The organism is Streptomyces sp. NPDC127114 (assembly GCF_042677525.1).
Classification (GTDB): Bacteria; Actinomycetota; Actinomycetes; order Streptomycetales; family Streptomycetaceae; genus Streptomyces.
Genome location: NZ_JBHXTJ010000006.1, coordinates 1 through 17888, shown reverse-complemented (window position 1 = coordinate 17888; position 17888 = coordinate 1). Strand labels below are relative to the sequence as shown.

18 protein-coding genes are annotated in these 17888 nt (G+C 71.8%); 9 read left to right on the top strand and 9 right to left on the bottom strand.

The window, feature by feature from the left end; translation table 11 throughout:
• Window positions 1–73 precede the first annotated feature (73 nt).
• Together ACFVGS_RS08240 and ACFVGS_RS08235 are read right to left on the bottom strand one after the other, a co-directional pair.
• Window positions 74–1063 (bottom strand): Acg family FMN-binding oxidoreductase, encoded by a 990-nt coding sequence (locus ACFVGS_RS08240; RefSeq protein ID WP_385691567.1) that lies wholly within the window; start codon window positions 1061–1063, stop codon window positions 74–76.
• Window positions 1064–1084: 21 nt separating this feature from the next.
• Window positions 1085–1708, bottom strand: a complete 624-nt coding sequence (locus ACFVGS_RS08235) for a CBS domain-containing protein (RefSeq protein ID WP_385691565.1) — start codon at window positions 1706–1708, stop codon at window positions 1085–1087.
• A gap of 179 nt (window positions 1709–1887) precedes the next feature.
• On the opposite strand from ACFVGS_RS08235, the gene ACFVGS_RS08230 reads away from it, so the two are divergent.
• Window positions 1888–2241 carry a universal stress protein gene (locus ACFVGS_RS08230; protein WP_385691562.1) on the top strand — a complete coding sequence of 118 codons (354 nt, stop codon included), beginning with the start codon at window positions 1888–1890 and terminating at the stop codon, window positions 2239–2241.
• A gap of 706 nt (window positions 2242–2947) precedes the next feature.
• Here the strand turns inward: ACFVGS_RS08230 and ACFVGS_RS08225 are convergent.
• Complete coding sequence (locus tag ACFVGS_RS08225) at window positions 2948–3493, bottom strand: flavodoxin domain-containing protein (RefSeq protein WP_385691561.1); 546 nt, start codon at window positions 3491–3493, stop codon at window positions 2948–2950.
• Window positions 3494–3507: 14 nt separating this feature from the next.
• Window positions 3508–4149, bottom strand: a complete 642-nt coding sequence (locus tag ACFVGS_RS08220; RefSeq protein ID WP_384414431.1) for a hypothetical protein — start codon at window positions 4147–4149, stop codon at window positions 3508–3510.
• 247 nt (window positions 4150–4396) lie between these two features.
• On the opposite strand from ACFVGS_RS08220, the gene ACFVGS_RS08215 reads away from it, so the two are divergent.
• Window positions 4397–5437, top strand: coding sequence for an SDR family oxidoreductase (locus ACFVGS_RS08215; protein WP_385691924.1), 1041 nt, complete (start codon window positions 4397–4399; stop codon window positions 5435–5437).
• A 210-nt stretch (window positions 5438–5647) separates the two neighbouring features.
• Here the strand turns inward: ACFVGS_RS08215 and ACFVGS_RS08210 are convergent, their stop codons facing one another.
• Window positions 5648–6313, bottom strand: a complete 666-nt coding sequence (locus ACFVGS_RS08210) for a class I SAM-dependent methyltransferase (RefSeq protein WP_385691558.1) — start codon at window positions 6311–6313, stop codon at window positions 5648–5650.
• Window positions 6314–6419: 106 nt separating this feature from the next.
• Between ACFVGS_RS08210 and ACFVGS_RS08205 the strand changes: the two genes are divergently transcribed.
• Entirely contained in the window at window positions 6420–6725 is a 306-nt protein-coding gene (locus ACFVGS_RS08205; RefSeq protein WP_385691555.1) for a PadR family transcriptional regulator, read from the top strand.
• Window positions 6726–6930: 205 nt separating this feature from the next.
• Window positions 6931–7410: a hypothetical protein gene (locus ACFVGS_RS08200; RefSeq protein ID WP_384414449.1), complete on the top strand. Its 480-nt coding sequence runs from the start codon at window positions 6931–6933 to the stop codon at window positions 7408–7410.
• A 76-nt stretch (window positions 7411–7486) separates the two neighbouring features.
• Here the strand turns inward: ACFVGS_RS08200 and ACFVGS_RS08195 are convergent, their stop codons facing one another.
• On the bottom strand, window positions 7487–8071 hold the full coding sequence (locus ACFVGS_RS08195) for a TetR/AcrR family transcriptional regulator (protein ID WP_385691552.1): 585 nt from the start codon (window positions 8069–8071) through the stop codon (window positions 7487–7489).
• Between the two features lie 139 nt (window positions 8072–8210).
• Between ACFVGS_RS08195 and ACFVGS_RS08190 the strand changes: the two genes are divergently transcribed.
• Together ACFVGS_RS08190 and ACFVGS_RS08185 are read left to right on the top strand one after the other, a co-directional pair.
• Window positions 8211–9056, top strand: coding sequence for a class I SAM-dependent methyltransferase (locus ACFVGS_RS08190; protein ID WP_385691550.1), 846 nt, complete (start codon window positions 8211–8213; stop codon window positions 9054–9056).
• A 211-nt stretch (window positions 9057–9267) separates the two neighbouring features.
• Window positions 9268–11355, top strand: a complete 2088-nt coding sequence (locus ACFVGS_RS08185) for a SpoIIE family protein phosphatase (protein ID WP_384414457.1) — start codon at window positions 9268–9270, stop codon at window positions 11353–11355.
• A 47-nt stretch (window positions 11356–11402) separates the two neighbouring features.
• Here ACFVGS_RS08185 and ACFVGS_RS08180 read toward each other — a convergent pair whose 3' ends face one another.
• The 3 genes from ACFVGS_RS08180 to ACFVGS_RS08170 all read right to left on the bottom strand — a co-directional run bounded on the left by ACFVGS_RS08180 (window position 11403) and on the right by ACFVGS_RS08170 (window position 15607).
• The gene (locus tag ACFVGS_RS08180) at window positions 11403–13643 is read right to left on the bottom strand and encodes an MMPL family transporter (protein ID WP_385691547.1); all 2241 of its coding nucleotides are present in this window, start codon (window positions 13641–13643) and stop codon (window positions 11403–11405) included.
• 126 nt (window positions 13644–13769) lie between these two features.
• Window positions 13770–14864 carry a cytochrome P450 gene (locus ACFVGS_RS08175; RefSeq protein ID WP_385691921.1) on the bottom strand — a complete coding sequence of 365 codons (1095 nt, stop codon included), beginning with the start codon at window positions 14862–14864 and terminating at the stop codon, window positions 13770–13772.
• A complete protein-coding gene (locus tag ACFVGS_RS08170; protein WP_385691545.1) occupies window positions 14861–15607 on the bottom strand; it encodes a hypothetical protein in 747 nt (248 codons plus the stop codon). Before ACFVGS_RS08170 ends, ACFVGS_RS08175 begins: the two co-directional genes overlap by 4 nt.
• A gap of 408 nt (window positions 15608–16015) precedes the next feature.
• Here ACFVGS_RS08170 and ACFVGS_RS08165 point away from each other — a divergent pair, with 408 nt between their 5' ends.
• From ACFVGS_RS08165 to ACFVGS_RS08155, 3 genes are all read left to right on the top strand, one after another.
• Window positions 16016–16534 (top strand): toxin-antitoxin system HicB family antitoxin, encoded by a 519-nt coding sequence (locus ACFVGS_RS08165; protein ID WP_384423534.1) that lies wholly within the window; start codon window positions 16016–16018, stop codon window positions 16532–16534.
• A gap of 95 nt (window positions 16535–16629) precedes the next feature.
• Window positions 16630–17475: a DUF4097 domain-containing protein gene (locus ACFVGS_RS08160; protein ID WP_384423532.1), complete on the top strand. Its 846-nt coding sequence runs from the start codon at window positions 16630–16632 to the stop codon at window positions 17473–17475.
• A gap of 156 nt (window positions 17476–17631) precedes the next feature.
• Window positions 17632–17888: ATP-binding cassette domain-containing protein (locus ACFVGS_RS08155; RefSeq protein WP_385691542.1), on the top strand; the 257-nt coding region annotated here is incomplete at its 3' end.

The window sequence follows — 17888 nt, the reverse complement described above, 5'->3', positions numbered from 1 at the left end:
AACGATCACCGTCGAACCCGGACAGGAGCGCTGGTTCCAACCGTGAGAAGTGGTTCTGCGCGCGAGAAGCGGTTCAGGCGAAGGTGAGCACCTCGGATACGGGCCGGCGCGGCGTGGTCTGCCCCTGCGGGCCGTAGCCCAGGCGGATCACCATGTGGACGAAGCCGATCGTCGACCCGGGATCGCGGGCGCCGGAACGCAGCTCGGGCCATTCCAGCGGCTGGGACATGAGGGAGGTGGCAAGGCCGTCGAGAGTGGCCTGCAGAAGGACGCGTTGCATCGCCTGGCCGGCCTTCAGCCATTCCTTCGGAGTGTCCGCGAGCGTGCCGAGCAGGGCGATCTGCGGCCTCTTCTCGAAGCGCGCCGACACCCGGCCGGGCACCCGTCCGGGAGCGCCGAAGTCCCTGACGGGGGCGGTCACGTCGTATTGTCGTGGACCGAAGGCGTAGGAGGGGATGCCCTCCGTGGCAGGGCCTTCCCCTGCCGCGCCTGTGCGGGTCCAGGCGGCGATCTCCGCTCGGACGGCCTCGTCCGCCGCTTCGAACAGTTCGGAGGCGTGGACGAGATCCATGACGGTGTCGGTGTGCCAGGCCCCGGGGACGACCAACCGGCAGCCCTCCAGCAGAGCTGCGGCACGTAGCTCGTCGATCACCTCGGAGGGGATCTCCTCCTCGGTGAAAGGGAAGCGGCTGGTGTGCCGCCGGGCAAGGGCTGGATGGAGCGTGTCCAGTTCGCTGTCGGCGTCGTCGGGACCGTCGAACCGTACGTCGGCGAGGTGCCAGGGGTCGGCGAGGGAGGGCAGCAGCTGCACCACCGGGTGGAGGGCTCGGTGGGCGGCGGCGACCCGCAGCCCGAACAGGGCGGCGCCGCAGCCGAGGTGGAGGGCGCGGTGGTTCGGGTCCTCGCGCGGCATGCCGCGCGACGGATCGCCGTGCAGCTCGATGACGCCGGTGTCCGTCCGGGCGACGAACTTCCACGGCTGCGCGTTGTGCATCGAGGGAGCCGTGACGGCGTCTTCGATCAGCGACGTCACGAGTGGTCGGGTCAGATGGGTGGTAGACACGGTTCGTCCTGTCTGGGTGGGTCACCAAGCGATGTCGTGCGGTGTCCGGAGAGAGGACGTGAGGCGTGTGTCGTCCTCGTAGAAGGACAGCCGGTCCACGACCGCGACCACGCCGTCGACCCGCTCGGCGAGTTCGACGAGCATCTGGGCCTGGCTGTGCCGCCGGACCCGACCGGCTAGCGTCACCACGCCGTCGAGGACGTGCACGTCCACTGCGTCTCCTGGCAGGTCCATGGCTTCCGCGAGGACGTCCTCGCGGAAGCGGCGCCTTACCTCCGCATCCGGGCGGAGGTAGACGCCGAGCAGGTCACGGCGGGTCACGATGCCCACCAGTCGCTCCTCCACGTCGACCACGGGAAGGCGCTCCACTCCGCGACGCACCATCAGCCGCGCCGCGTCGGCCACCGTCTCCTCGGCGTGAACCGTGACGGCCGGCGAGGTCATCAGGTCCCCTGCGGTCAGCTCGTGACGGGCCAGGAGGTCGCTCTCGGAGACGACACCGACGACACGGTCGTCGTCGTCCACCACGGGGATCCCGCTGATGTCGTGCTCGGCGAGCAGTTTCGCGATCTCCCGGAACGATGTCGCGGGGACGGCGGAGACCACCTCGCCGGTCATGAGACCGCCGATCTTCATGTGCTTCATCGCCGCGCCTCCTGCTGGGGTCCGGAGGGTGTGCTGTCCCGTGTGACCAGCCTCCAACACGCGCCTGAGGTCGGCGAGGGCCGAACGGTCCCAGGACAGGACCGAACGGGCACGTCACTGCCCCTCCGTACCGGATGCCACGGTGGAATCAAGTCCCTCGGACCGTGTGAGGAGGAACCATGGACGGAACCACGGCCGGTCCCGGCCTCGGCAGGGTCGTCGTCGGACACCGCGGCCTCGGCGGACTCTCCTCCCTGCTGCTCGGCTCGGTCGGCTTCGAGGTCGCGGCCGTTGCGACCACGCCCGTGGTCGTGGTGGGCGGGGCCGCCGACCCCGCCGAGGTAGGCGTCGTCCTGGCAGCGGTCCGGGACGAGACTGACGGGGGCTGCCCCCGTGCGGCGGCCCGCGAGGCCCTGCTGCGCAAGGCGCCTCCACGACTCATGCATATCTGGGGTACGGGGTTGTCCGGCGTGCCACGGCTGTGCTGCGCAACGGCGGCGAGGAGGTCGCCCGCGATCACGTGCACGTCCTGACGGAGATCTCGGTCAGGTCCGGGAGGAGTTCCCGGACCTGACCGTGCACGCCGACAGCCAGAAAAGCCACAGTGTGCCCGGAGCTCTCGTCGCGGCGTCGCGCCACGCCGACCCGCTCGTTGTCGGAGCCCGACGGTCGCCCCGCTATCTCGGGCCTACCATCGGACGGACCACGCTCGGCCTGCTGCAGCACGCCCACTGCCCCGTGGAGCTCATCCCCCGGCAAGGGCGCGGACACGGGAGCACGTCATGACACGCACCGCGGCCCGACGCGACATCGCGGCCCGTCGTCGTGGGCCGTCGGGCGTCGGAGCCGGGGTGGGTACACCGGGATGGGGATCGGTTCCGTGTCCACGGGCTGCCGCACCGTGCCCACTGCAGGGCTGCCGGGTGATCACTGTTCCCGCAGGCAGACCATGCCGAGGTCGGCAGCGGAGCGGGCGCCCGTGCGGGTGCGGGAGACGACGGGATTCACCCAGGAGGAGGCCGGCCACCGGTCCGCCGACACAGGGCCCAACGAGGGGGCACCGCGAGTAAGCCCGCACGACGAGTAAGCCCGTACGGCCGCACGAGCGGGTCCTGGCCCGGCTGACGGACCCGCTGATCATGGTGCGACGCGGGGCCGTCGTACTGACCCTCGCGATCGGCGACCACCCTGACGCGATCGTCATCGGATGGTCGTCCTCGTGAACACGACCGCCGGGGGTCACGCGACCTGAAGGGCCGCGCCCCATGCCCTCGCGCGATCCCGTTCGCCTGCGCGCAGCGGTCCTTCGGTGTCCTCGATGATGAATCCCTCCGGTTCCGCGACGAGTTCGTAGCCGTGGCTGCGCAGCCGACGTGCGATGCCGCCGGCGGCGGCGCCCGCCAGTCGCATGTCTGCCCGGGTGTCGAAGGCCGCGGCGGCATGGGTGCCGGTGTGGGCCTTCGGCAGCGTGTCGTGGAACCAGTCGCGGACGCCAGGGCCCTCGGCGCCCTCCTCAGGGGTGTAGGTACGCTCCTCCTTCTCGGCCTCTTGCTTCTCGGCCTTCAGCCCCATCTTCCGGCTCATCCCCGTCGTCATGCCCCGCATATGGGTCGGCCCGCCGACGACCAGCAGGTCGGTGGGGCCGATGCGCTCCGGCAGTGCGTCGGCCACTGCCATGCACTCGACATCGGCGTCCGGGTGTGCTTCCTTCACGCCCTCTCCGATCGCGTCAGCGATCTCGCGCGTGTTGCCGAACAGGCTCTCGTACACGATCACGGCACGCATCACGCCTCATCTCCTCATGTGCTTCGTTCTCCGGCTTCCGCAGCCGCTCCGATCGCCCGCAGCGCTCCGCGCAGCACGATGCCGACGCCCGGGGAGACGAGCGTCCAGTAGCGGCCGAAACGGGTGGTGGACACCGGGTCGGTGCAAGCGGTACGCGCTTCGTAGGTCAGGAGGGACCGCCGTGCGCCGTAAGGGTGGATGACGAAGGCGGCGGCCATCTTCGCCCAGCCGGGTTCCGCGAAGCCCGGGTAGTCACCGGGGTCGACACGGCGCCACTCGATGGTGGGCTTCCACACTTTGCCGACCGCCCCGAAGACGATCTCGCGCCCCGCGCGCTCTCCCAGGGCCACCCAGGGTTGAGCCAGGTCCTCCCGATCGCCAGCTGCTGCGATGTCGAACAGGTCGGACACGCGCATCGAAGGGGGTGTGGGCACGGGGCGACGGCGCACTCGGTCCGGCATGCCACGCGCCCACATGACCGCGTCGAACAGTGGCGAATGTATGGACAGCATGTCCAGTTCACGGGCTGCGCGGTACACGACGTCCGGCTCGGCGACGATCACGGCGCACTCCAGGCGGGAGAACCGGAACTCGGGCAGAGCCGCGTCGAGCAGGAGCGGCTCGGCTGTCGCGGTGACGCTTGGCTGGGCATTCATGGAGACCTCCCGCATCCGACCCCACCAGTCTGGTCCACAGGACAGCGATCTCGCTGGGGTCGAACGGTCCCCAGTTCATCGCCGACGTCTCCGCCCGCTCTTTGCGGCTGGCGTCTGAGCTGGGACTCCGGAGCCTCGGGCTGTCTTTCGACAGGTGGGTAGGAAGTGGCGGTGGACTAGAGCGTGTCTCTTTGATCGGTTGGTCAGTTGATCGGATGTGTTCGTTTGATTAGTGATCACTGATGCGATGTGGGACCGGATCGAGCCGCTGATGCCGGCCGATCCGGTCCGCGGCCGGCGATGGGCCGACCACCGCCGAACCTTGGAGGCCATCGCGTGGAAGTACCGCACCTGCTCGCCCTGGCGGGACCTGCCGGACGAGCTCGGCTCGTTCCAGACTGCTCACAAACGGTTGATCAGGTGGGCCGTGGATGGAACCTGGGAACGCATCCTTGCCGCAGTTCTGGCAGCGGTCGACGCTGATGCCGACATCGGTTGGACGGTCTCGGTGGACTCCACCGTCTGCCGGGCCTACCAGCACGCCGCCGGAGCCAGGAAAAAGGGGGCGCCGAGTCGGGACATCGCTTTCACCTACTGGACCCCGTACGACGCGAGGATGCCCTGGGGACCGGACCACGGCACCCCGGAGGAACTGTCCGCCCGACTCGCTGAGGTCGGCGCCCGGGCCGCAGCACTCGAGGCCGACCTCACGGACCCCGACGCCGCTGCCGCCGTGCTCAACGGAGCCGGGGCCGCGCTCGGCCGGCCCGTGACCGCCCTGGTCCTGGCCCACGCCGAGTCGGTTGCCTCCGGCCTTCTGGACACCAGCCTCGAAAGCTTCGACCGGCACTTCGCCGTCAACGTCCGGGCGAGCTGGCTCCTCATCCGGGCCTACGCCAAGCACTTTCCCGGACCGTACGGCAGTGGCCGCATCATCGCCCTCACCAGCGACCACACCGTCGGGAACCTGCCGTACGGAGCGAGCAAGGGTGCCCTGGACCGGATCACCCTGGCCGCCGCCCGGGAACTGGAGGTGCTCGGCGTCACAGCCAACGCCGTCAACCCCGGCCCCGTCGACACCGGTTGGATGACGGACCAGGCCCGGCAGACACTTGCGCGGGCCACCCCACTGGGCCGACTGGGCACACCACGCGAGTGCGCCCATCTCGTGGCTTTCCTCTGCTCTTCCGAGGGCGGCTGGATCAACGGGCAGTTGCTGCACAGCAACGGCGGCCTGCAGTACGTTCCCGGCACCGACGACACCGGGACTGTAGATCGGTCGGTGTGACTCCTGGTTACGAGTTGGTGCGGTGATAGCGGGTGGGACATGTCTCCCTCCCTGTTCAGTGCGTCTTCAGGGGGTGATGTTGCGGTCGGAGACGAGGGCGGCGATGGCTGGGTGGGTGGCAGGAAGGTTCTTCCTTGCGCAGGCTCAGCAGGAGGGTGACGCAGAGCAGGTCCGTCCCGTCGACGGCGAGGTGCGGTATCGGTGCGGTGCTCATCGGGGCAAGGTCTGAGTGACGCGCCACAGCCGGCGGGGCAGGTCGCCCTCCTCGAAGGCGTGCACCTCGTCCAGGGCCCAGTCGGAGGCGAGGGCGTCGACCAGATGGCGGTCGAAGAAGTGGACGGCAAAGCCGCCGTGCTCGTAGATGTCGTCGCCGTGGGCGGTGCCGGCGCCGTAGTGAGCGTCGCCGGTGTGCCGCACGGTGTAGACGAAGACGCCGCCGGGCCGCAGAACGCGGCGGATCTCGCCGACCAGGGCGTGGATCTCCTTCGTGGACAGGGCCATGCACAGCAGCATGTGCGCGAAGACCGCGTCCACCGAGTCGTCCGCCAGGGGCAGCCGGTCGCGTACGTCGTGCACCGCGGTGGCCACCTGGTCATCAACGCCCTGGGCGCGGGCGGCTTTCCGTAGCTGCTCCAGGCCGGTGGCGGAGAAGTCGGTGGCCTGCACGCTGAACCCCTCGCGGGCGAGGTACAGGGCATCGCGGCCGTGCCCGGCGCCGAGCTCCAGCACATCGCGGGCCCCCGCCGTACGGAACACATCGGCCGCGTAGGTGGCGGGTTCGGAGGGCTGCTCGCCGTACATGCCGGGGTGGGCCCTGTAGGTGCCCTGCCAGTGCGCCCGCTGCACCTCGGCCAGGTCCTGCTCGCTGTCCGCCATGGTTCTCCGCTTGCTCCTTCACCGGCCGACGCGGGCTACCGGGTCAGCTTAGACGGCCAGGATCGGGAGCCGATATCGGTTTCGCCACTGCCGGAGGTGGGCCAGGGTGCGGAAGTTCCAGCGGGGCGCGGTGCGGCTGCACATCCTGCATCACGCGGCCGAGGAGGAGATCCACGGGGCGTGGATGACCGAGGAGCTGGCCTCCCACGGCTACCAGATCAGTCCCGGAACGCTGTATCCGACGCTGCACCGGTTGGAGGCCGACGGGCTGCTGACCTCGGAGCAGCAGGTCGTCGACGGCCGCACCCGGCGCGTCTACAAGGCGACCGAGGCTGGGAAGCAGGCCCTGGCGGAGGACCGCAGGGCCCTGGCGGAGCTGGCCCGCGAGGTCCTGGGCGACGGCGCGCCCTGATCAGCCGCTGGAGACTTTGATCAACATCCTCGAGGGTGTCTCCTCGTGAAGCTCGCGGACAGGCCTGTGCGGGGGAGCCGGCGGGAGATCCCTTCGGCAGTATCGGCCTTGCGGCGGCGAAGGTCACGCAGATCTGACATACGCACCTTCTCGGAGCGAAGTGCGGCACGGGCCGTGCCGGGGCGTACGGTGGAGGAACCGGCGGGTGGCGAGAGGTCGTGAGTCCGACATGGTGATCTTCGAGTTGTTGGACGTGACCCTCGTCTCCGACGAGTTCGACCGGCTCGCGCTGCCGCTCGACCCGGATCCGGACCGGGGACCGGTCGACGTCCCGGAGGGTGCGGTCGTCAGCCTCTCCCTCTCCTTCCGCGTGGGCGAGGAGCTCCGCGGGCTGACCTTCGACGAAGAGCGGCGACGGGGCGGCGACGTCGTCGCCGCCACCCGGCACGTGCTCGGCGGGTTCCGCGCGGGCGGGCCGTACGAGCTCCAGCTGCCGGCCGTGCGGATGCCCGTCGGGCGGGCGCACTGCGGAACGTACGAGGTGACCGGGCGGTTCGCGGACGGCGAGGGCCGGGAGCTCGCGCGGGAGAGCCACGGCTTCCGGATCGTCCACCGGCCGCCCTACGAGACCTCCGCGCCGCACCACCGCCATCGCCGGTCGACCACGGCGGCCAGCTACGCCTGAGCCCGTTCGGTGCCGGTGACGGGGCGGGGTCGCCCCGCGGCGCAGGTCGCGGCACCCGGCTTCACGAAGGCAGCCCTCAGGCTCCCACCAGCGCCGTCACCAGGCGGTTCATCGCGGGCCGCGGGTCGGGACTGCCCGGCCAGGAGGTCATCAGCAGGTGGTGGGCGGTGCCGACGACGGCGAGGGCCACGGTGTCCGGGTCGACGCCGTCCGCCACCCGGCCGAGCTCGCGCTCGGCCTTGAGGTAGTCGGCGACGGCCTCCTCGATCGCGGCGAAGCCGGCGGCGCCGGTCTCCATGGCGTCGCGTACGCGCACCGCCGCGGTGGGGCGTGCCATGGCGAGACCCGAGAGGGCCGGACCGCCGCGGTCGAAGAGCGCGAGGACGACGGCGTCGAGGTTCCCCGCCACCGTGCCCTGCCCGGCCAGCCCCACCAGTGACCGTGCCTTCGCGGCCGTCAGCGCGAAACGGTCGATGCAGAGTTCGGCGACGAACTCGTCGAGTCCCGCGAAGTGGGCGTGCAGCAAGCCCTTGGCGCAGCCCGCCTCCGTGGTGATCGACCGGCTCGTGAGCGCGCCCGGTCCGTCCCTCTCCACGATCCGTTCGGCGGCGGCGAACAGCCGCTCGCGCACGTCCGGAGTCGCCACTCCACGGGGTGACATCGGCCCTTCTTCCTCCCGGCGCGGGGCGCCGTCATCGGCGCGGACCCTCGGATCGTAAGCGCATTGCCAGTTTGGGCGCACGCCCATACAGTTTGGGCGCACGCCCATTCTCAGTTGTCACGTACCTCTGGAGGCATTCATGCCGGACATCGTCAACGCCGAGCAGGCACGCGCCTGGAACGGCCGTGAAGGCGCTCACTGGGCCCGCACCCAGGACCGGTGGAACGCCGTGAACGAGGGCTTCAACGAGCCGCTGCTCGACGCCGCCGGCATCACCGACGGCCACCGGACGCTCGACATCGGCTGCGGTGCCGGGCAGACCACCCGCCTCGCCGCCCGCCGCGCACCGCGAGGAAGCGCCCTGGGACTGGACCTGTCCGGGCCCATGCTGGGCGAGGCACGGGACCGGGCGGCGGCCGAGGGCGTCGCCAACGTGACGTTCGAGCAGGGGGACGCGCAGGCGTACCCCTTCGAGGCGGCCGGGTTCGACGCGGCGATCAGCCGCTACGGGGTGATGTTCTTCTCCGACCCCGAAGCGGCCTTCGGCAACATCGGCCGGGCGCTGCGCCCCGGCGGACGTCTGGCGTTCGTCTGCCCCGCCGAGCCCGCGCACAACGGCTGGGTCGTCGCCATGACGGCACTGCGCGGCATCCTGCCGGTCGGCGACTTCGGGACGCCCGGGCTGCCCGGCATGTTCTCCCTGTCGTTCCCCGACCGGATCCGTGCCGTCCTCGCGTCCGCCGGGTTCACCGGCCTGGCCGTCGACCCCGTCGAGGCGTACGGCGCGTGGGGCGCCGGAGCCGATGACGCGGCGGAGTTCCTGCTGGGCACCGGTCCCGGCCGCCATGCGATGGACCAGGTCGACACGGCCGCACAGGAGCGTGCCCGCCGCGCGCTCACGGACCACCTGCGCGACCACGAGGCGGCGGACGGCACGGTCCTGCTGCGCAGCGCGTCCTGGCTGGTCACGGCGGAACGCCCGTAGGGCTGTCCGGCGGAGGAGGGCCGTGTGCGCCTGATCCGCCGGACAGGCCCTGGCCCGCTCCCCTCCGCCGGCGCGCCGCCGGACGCCCGGCGGGGCGACCGACGGCGGGTTCGGAGAGACGATGGGGGAGGCGGGAGGCGAGCGGAGTTCCGAGCCTGCGGTCCGCCAGTGAGGGGCTGCGCTCGAAGCGGTGGGCGGAAGGGGTGCCCGGGTGAGTACGTCCGATGCGTTCCGGGACGAGGTCGGCGGGACGGGTGGTGAGCCGCCGGCGACCCCTGGCGGGCTGCTGGACGTGCTCAGCCTGGCCGCGGTGGTGCTGGACGACAGCGGACGGATCGCGCTGTGGAGCCCGCAGGCCCAGGAGCTGTTCGGCTACTCCGCCGACGAGGCGCTGGGACGGTTCGCGGGCCGTCTGCTGGTCGACGAACAGCACCTCGATCTCGTCATCGAGCTGTTCACCCGTGTGATGGAGAGCGGGCGGCGCTGGGCGGGCGGCTTCCCCGTCAGGCACAAGGACGGCACCACGCGGATGGTGGAGTTCCGCAACATGCGGCTGGACGACGGCAGGGGCGGCCGCTACGCGCTGGGGATCGCCACCGACCAGGTCACGCTGCGGCGCGTGGAGCGCGACCTGGCGCTGTCCCTGCGGCTGATCTCCCAGTCGCCGATCGGCCTGGGCGTCATGGACACCGCCCTGCGGTTCGTGCTGGTCAACCCGGCGCTGGAAGGCATGAACCGCCGCCCCGGGCAGGACCCCGCCGGCTCGGCGGAGGGTAAGACGCCACCGTTCCTGGGCGGCCAGGCCGTCACGACGGTGATGCGCGAGGTCCTGGCCACGGGAGTCCCCGCCCTCGACCGGTTCGTGGTCGGGGAAACCCCCGTCGATCCGGGCCAGGAGCACGCCTGGTCCGTCTCCTTCTACCGGCTGGAGGATCCGTCCGGACGGGTCCTGGGCCTGGCCACCTCGGTGGTGGACGTCACCGGACAGCACCGGGCGGCCGCCGACGCCGCCCGGTCACGGCGCCGGCTGGCACTGGTCGCCGACGCGTCCGTACGGATCGGCACCACCCTCGACCTGAAGCAGACGGCGCGGGAACTGGCCGACGTGTGCGTGCCGGAGACGGCCGACCTGGTCACGGTGGACGTCCTGGACAGCGTCCTCCAGGGCCTGCGCACCTCGGGGGTGCCGGCCGGCCCGGCGCGCTTCCGGGCGCTCGCGGTGGTCTCGGCGTACCCGAGCGAGGCCGTCGAGGCCCCGGACCGCGTCGGTGACCTCGCCGAGTACGCCGCGGACCGGCTGGTCACCCGCTGCGTGAACACCGGCCGCCCCGTCCTGAGGGCGACGGTGACCGACGAGGACCTGCGCCGCATCGCCCGGGACGACGAATCCGCCGCCGTTCTCGCCGCTGCCGGCATCCACTCGTACCTCGCGCTGCCGCTGATCGCCCGCGGCGAGGTGATCGGCGCCCTCGGCCTGATGCGGGCCCGGAACCCGTCGCCGTTCGACGAGGACGACGTCACCCTGGCCGGGGAGCTCGCCGCCCGCGCCGCCGTGTGCATCGACAACGCCCGCTGGTACCAGAGCCAGCGCCACGCCGCCCTCACGCTCCAGCGCAACCTGCTGCCGAACCGGCCCTCACGGCGGCCCGGGCTCGGCATCGCCCACCGCTACGAGCCGGCGGGCGCGACGAGTGAGATCGGCGGCGACTGGTTCGACGTCATCGCCCTCCCGGCCGACAAGACCGCCCTGATCATCGGCGACGTCATGGGCAGCGGCATCGAGGCGGCGGCGACCATGGGCCAGCTCCGCACCGCCACCCGCACCCTGGCCCAGCTGGACCTGGATCCGTCCCAGGTCCTGCACCACCTCGACCAGGCGACCGCCGGCATGGACCACACCTTCACCACCTGCGTCTACGCCGTCTACGACCCGCACGGCCGGCAGTGCCGCATCTCGGTGGCGGGACACCTGCCACCGGTCCTCATGCGACCGGGGCGGGCGCCGGAACTCCTCGACCTGCCGACCGGCGCCCCCCTCGGGGTGGGCGGCGTCCCCTTCCACACCACCCGTCTCGACCTGAGCCCGGGGGACCAGCTGGTCCTCTACACGGACGGCCTGGTGGAGACCCGCGACCAGCCCCTCGACGAGCGCTTCGCCCTCCTCCTCTCCCTGCTCGCCGGCCCCAACTGCGATCTGGAGGACACCTGCGACCTCCTGCTGCGCGAACTGCGGCAGCCCGGCGATCGCGACGACGTGGCCCTGCTCATCGCCCGCGTGCAGGCGGAGCAGGCGGACTGATCCCGCGGGACGCGACGTGGCCGTCGCGTCCCGCGGGTCCCGGGCGGTCAGCCCACGAGGTGGCCCTGCCGCACCCGCTGCCGGTCGGACTCGCCGTCCGGACGCGCGAGCTTCTCGCCCTCGACGTCGATGTCCGGCAGGAGCCGGTCGAGCCACTTCGGCAGCCACCAGGCGGACCTGCCGAGGAGGGCGAAGAGGGCGGGGACGACGGCCATGCGGACGACGAAGGCGTCGAAGAGGACGGCCGTGGCGAGGCCGAAGCCGATCATCTTGACGAAGTCGTCGGACTCCATGACGAAGCCGCCGAAGACGCTGGTCATGATGATCGCCGCGGCGGTCACGACCCGCCCGCCGTACCGGAAGCCGGTGACGACCGCCTCGGCGGGCCGGGCGCCGTGGACGTACGCCTCGCGCATCCGGGACACCAGGAAGACCTCGTAGTCCATCGCCAGACCGAAGACCACGCCGATCATGAAGATCGGCATCGTGCTCATCACCGGGCCGGGCTGCTCGATGCCGAGCACGTCGGCGAGCCAGCCCCACTGGAAGACGGCGACGACGGCGCCCAGCGCGGCGGTCACCGACAGCAGGAAGCCGAGGGCCGCCTTCAGCGGGACGAGCAGCGACCGGAAGACGACCATGAGCAGCAGGAACGCGAGGCCGACCACCAGCGCCAGATAGGGCACGAGGGCGTCGTCGAGGGTCTGCGAGAAGTCGATGAACATCGCGGTCTGCCCGGCGACCAGGATCTCCGTCGCACCCGTGCCGGACTCCAGGCGGGGCGCGAGGGCGCGCAGCGAGCGGACCAGTTCCTCGGTGCGCTCGTCGGTCGGACCGGTCCTGGGTATCACGGTGAGGATCGCGGTGTCGCCCGCCTTGTTGGGGGTGGCGGGGGAGACTGCGGCGACGCCCGGGCGCGTGGCGAGCTCCTCGCCGACCGCGGTGGCCGCGCCCCGCGCGTCCTCGGCCCGGACGGTGATCGTCAGAGGCCCGTTGAAGCCGGGGCCGAAGGACTCCGCCAGCAGGTCGTACGCCTTGCGCTGGGTGGTGTGCGTGGCCATGGAGCCCTCGCCGGGCAGGCCCAGTTCCAGGCTCGCGGCGGGCACGGCGACCGCGCCCAGGCCCACCACGCCGAGCAGCAGGACGGCGACGGGGTGGCGCAGCACGAGCGCGGCCCAGCGGGCGCCGAGGTTGGGCCTGCGGCGGGCGGCGCGCTTGTCGGCCCTGCGCTGCTGACGCCTCGACAGCGGCTTGCCGAGGTACTGCCGGCGATCGCGGCGGGCCAGCACCCTGACGGGTGCGAAGCCGAGGAGCGCAGGCACGAACGTGACGGCCACGAGGACGGCGACGGCGACCGTGCCGGCCGCGGTGAGGCCCATCTTCGTGAGCATCGGGACGTTCACCACGGCGAGCCCCGCCAGGGCGATGATCACGGTGAGTCCGGCGAAGACGACGGCCGAACCCGCCGTGCCCACGGCCCGCGCGGCGGCCTCCGCGCGCTCACGCCCGTCGGCGATCTCGGAACGGTAGCGGGACACGATGAACAGGGCGTAGTCGATGCCGACGGCGAGGCCGATCATCATCGCGAGCGTCGTCGTGGTGGACGACAGGCCGAGCGTGCTGCCGAGCGCGGTGATGCCGCTGATCCCGATGCCGACGCCGATCAGGGCCGTCAGCAGCGGCATTCCGGCGGCGACAAGGGAACCGAAGGTCAGCAGGAGGACGACGGCCGAGACGAGGATGCCGAGCTTCTCGCCCGTGCCGCTCATCGCCGTCTCGATCCTGACGGCGTCTCCGCCGGCCTCGACGACCAGGCCCGCCTTCCGGGCCTGCCGCATCGCGTCCGTCAGACCGTCGTGCGCGGCGTCGGTCAGCGCGGTGGCCTTGGCTTCGTACGTGACGTAGGCGTACGCCGTCGTACGGTCGCCGCTCACGGCGTTCGCCGCGAACGGGTCGGCCACGGCGACCACTTGAGGTGCCTTGGCGAGGTCGGCGACGAGCCGCTCCACCTGCGCCTTACGGGCGGCGGAGGTGACCTGCTCGCCGCCGGGAGCGCGGATGACGACACGGGCGGCGGCGCCGTCGGCGCGAGCATCCGGGAACTTCCGCTGGAGGAGGTCGAACGCCCGCTGCGACTCCGTTCCGGGCATCGAGAAGGTGTCGGCGGGCGGGGCGGCGGCCGTGGAGGCCGCGAAACCCGCGCCGACGAGGGCAAGGAGCCAGAGGAGGAGGACGAGGCCCCGCCGTCGGAAGGCGAAGCGGCCGAGTCGGGAGAGCAAGGTGGCCACGGTGGTGGTCTCCTGTCGGGTGTGAGTGTCGTGGTGGGGCGGGTTGCGGGCAGCAGCGGTCGCGCCGCCGACGGCACGCGGAGGCGTCGCGTCGGCGACGGACGGTGCGCGGCGGGTGTGGTGGGGTCAGTCCTCGTCCCAGGCGACCGGCAGGCGGTGGACCCCGTAGATGTTCATGTCCGTCCGCAGCGGCACCTCTTCGGCCGGAACCGCGAGGCGCAAGGTCGGGAACCGGTCGAGCAACGCCGGGAGAGCCACGGTCAGTTCGACGCGGGCCAGCTGCTGGCCGAGGCACTGGTGGATGCCGTGACCGAAGCCGAGGTGTCCGGTGGCCCTGCGGTGCAGGTCGAGGACGTCGGGTCCGGGGAAGCGCTCCGGGTCGCGGTTGGCGGCCTCGAGGGACAGGGTGACGGTCTCGCCGGCCCTGATCGTCCGCCCGTCCAGTTCGACGTCCTCCAGCGCGGTCTTCACGGTGGTGTGCGCGATCGTCAGATAGCGCATCAGCTCCTCGACGGCCTGCGGCGCGAGCGCCGGGTCCGCGCGCAGGGCCTCGGCCTGGCCGGGATGGACGAGCAGGGCGAACGTTCCGTGGGCGATCATGTTGGCGGTGGTGTCCAGCCCCGCGGCGAGCAGGAAGCCCCCGAGGCCCACCAGCTCCTCCTCCGTGAGGTCGGATTCCTGGGCGAGGTCGCCGAGCAGGTCGTCGGAGGGCACGGCGCGCTTGGCCGCGACCAGTCCTGCCATGTACTCCTGGAGCCCGACCATCGCGGCGTACCGCTCCTCGGGCTCCACGTCCTGTGACATCAGCGTGTGGGCGTGGTCCTGGAAGCGGTCGCGGTCGGCGTAGGGCACGCCGAGCAGTTCGCAGATCATCAACGCGGGGATGGGCCGGGCGAACGTCTCGACCAGGTCGGCGCCGGGTCCGCGCCGCTCCAGGGCGTCCAGGTGCTCGGCGGTGATCTCCCGTACCCGCTCGGTGAGTTGACGCATGCGGCGTACGGTGAACTTGCCCGCGAGGAGCCGTCGGAAGCGGGTGTGGCCGGGGGCGTCCATCCCGGTCATGTCGCCGACGGGTGCGGGCGGCAGCGGGCCTTCCGGGCCGCCGGGGAAGGGGTGGTGCATCAGCTCGTACCGGGAGCTGAAGCGGCGGTCGCCCATGACGGAGCGGACGGTGGAGTGACCGGTGGCGAGCCATCCGACGTGCCCGTCCGGGTACGTCATCCGGACCAGCGGACTCGCGTCGCGCAGCTCCGCCAGGCCGGCGGGCGGGTCGAAGGGGCAGCCGGCGGCGCGCTCTGTCGGGAGGGTGACGGGCTCGGTCGTGTCGGGTCGGGGCGTCGGTTCGTGCTGCATGGTGTCCTCCGGTGGAGAGCGATGTGCGGTGGGCTCGCGAGGGGGAGCCGGACATACCGCTGGGTGAGGTGGCTGGGGGCGGACGAGACCGGCTTCGTGTGGTGCGCGCAGGTGCGCGCGGCGGCGGGGAGCTCGCGGCGGAACGGATCGGCGGACGCGGCAGGGGCGTCGGGCGCCCTGGCCTCCGAGCGGTTCCGGGCGAAGACGACCAGGCGCAGCACGGCGAACCGCGCGACACCGGCGAGTGCGGAGGCCGACAGGTAGACCCCCTGTTCGAGCGCCGCATCGGGCGCCTCCACCAGCTGCCGCAGGGCGACCATCGCCGCGCAGGTCACCGCGTACGCGGCTGCCGCGGACCCGGCCGACTGCGCATGCTGCCGCCAGGTCGCCCGCCCGCCGGCGCCGAAGCTGAAGCGGGCGTGCAGCTCCGTCGCGAGGAGCGTCGAGACCACGGTGACCAGGGCGTTCGCCAGAACCCAGGGGATCCAGGAGCCGAGCGCTGCCACGGCGAAGCTGGAGGCGACTCCGATGCCGCCGCCGCAGAGCGTGAAGCGGGCGAAGGAAGCGAGGGCGCCGGGTGCGGCCCGCCGCCGGCTCCGTGCCGTCTCCATGATCCGACCCCCTTGATCCCATGGCCAACCAGCTCGGCGCGCACCCCACGACGCGGAAGACCGAGGGGCGCGTCGTCCGTGGCGCCATCATGGCACATTAATGGCGCCACCGGGGAGCGGGTTGGCGTCATGGTGTCAGCACCCGTGGCGTCGTGGTGGCGTTTTCCGTCGTTGCCCCGGCGCTGTATCAGCCCTGAATCAGTGCTGTATCGGCGCTGTCGGCGGGCGTGTGGCCCCAGGAAGTGCCAGGTGATGCCCGCCTTGGGCCCGGGCTGCTCGTGACGCCCATGCCGACTCGGCTCGATTGCCGTGGATCCTTGCAGGCCGGAGGGGTTGCACCCCTGGCCGTGCCAGCCAAGGCGCCACGTGGGCTTGCGAGTGGCGCCATAGTGGTGCCACTATTGCGTCATGGACCTCACGCCGTATGTCGACACTCTCCGCCGTGAACTCGCGGTGGCCGCCGAAGCCGGCGGGGAAGACGCCCGCGAGCTGGCCGAGAGGCTCACCGCTCCTCTGGAGTCGGCGACCCGGCTGACCATGCTCAACGTGCTCTCCGCCGCCATGGACGAGATCACTCGCGAGATCGCGCCCGGCTCCGTCGACGTGCGGCTGCGCGGGCTCGACCCCGATTTCGTGGTGACGCTGCCGCCCGTCGACCGCGGCGCCCCCGTGGAACACGCCGCACCCGTCGAGCCGTTCAGGGCCCCGGCCCCGGCCGAAGGCGACGAGGGCGGCACCGCCCGCGTCAACCTGCGTCTGCCGGCGCACCTGAAGACCCGCGCCGAAGAGGCCGCCGCGGCAGAGGGCCTCTCGGTCAACGCGTGGCTCGTGCGGGCCGTGTCGGCCGCCGTCCACGGCGGCGCGAGGCCGCGACCCGCCGAGACCACCCAGACCATCGGACAGAGCATCACCGGCTGGGTGCGCTAGCCGCACTCCGCCCGCCCCACGTCACCCTTCATCCTTCACCCACACCACGTCCCACCAGCGGGGACGCCCTGAAGACCCAAGAGGACGGGACAGCCATGCCTTCTTTCGACACTCCCGCACCGATCTCGGTCACCGCCCACGTCGAGGCCGGTTCCATCCGTTTCACCGCGAGCGACCGCGTCGACACCGTCGTCGAGGTACGGCCCCGCGACCCGAAGAAGGACCGGGACGTGCGGACCGTCGAGCAGACGGAGGTCCAGTACGCGAACGGCGCGCTGACCGTCAGGACGCCGAAGCTGCGCAACTCGCTGCGCCGTCCCGGCACCGTCGACGTGACGGTCGAACTGCCCGCGGGCTCGGACGTCGACATGACCGGTGCCTGGGCCCAGGTCCTCGGTGAGGGCCGGCTCGGCGAGGTCCGCGTGAAGACCTCGTCCGGCGACGCGCGCCTCGACACCACCGGCCCGCTGCACCTGAGGGCCTCCCACGGCTCGATCACCGTGGACCGCGTCGAAGGCGCGGCCGAGATCACCACCAGCTCCGGCAGCGTGCGCGTCGGCCTCGTCGACGGCCCGGCCGTCCTGAAGAACTCGCACGGCAGCACGACCGTCGGCGCCGCGACCGGCGAGCTGCGGGTGAGCGGCGCCAACGGCGACATCGACATCCGGCGCGCCGAGGACTCGGTCACCGCCACCACCGCCCACGGCACCCTGCGGGTGGCCGAGGTGGCCCGCGGCACCGTCCAGCTGGAGACCTCCTACGGCGCCATCGAGGTCGGCGTCCGCGAGGGCACCGCCGCCTGGCTCGACGTCAGTTCCGGCTCCGGTCAGGTACGCAACACCCTCACCGCCTCCGAGGCACCGGAAGGGGCCGAGGAGACCGTCAAGATCCGTGCGCGCACCAAGTACGGCAACGTCGACGTCCTCCGCGCCAGGGCCTGACTGGCGTCGAGGGGCCCGAACTCCTCGACTCGGGCCATGCCTCGGTGACGCGACTCCGGCGACTCCGGCGACTTCAGTAAGACCTCAGCCACTTCAGTAAGACCTCGGCAACTTCAGTAAGAGCTCAGCAACTTGAGCCCCCGAACGGGAGGGCCCATGCCCACATCTGTCATGCCCACGCCCAGGCGGGGGACTGGTTCACCGTCGTCCGTCGCGATCTCCACCGTCGGGCTGCGCAAGTCCTACGGCGACAAGCTCGTGCTCGACGGCATCGACCTCGCCGTCCCGGAAGGCACGATCTTCTCCCTGCTCGGCCCGAACGGCGCCGGCAAGACCACCGCCGTCAAGATCCTCTCCACCCTCGTCGCACCCGGGCCCGGCAGCGGCCGGATCGCCGTCGGCGGTCACGAACT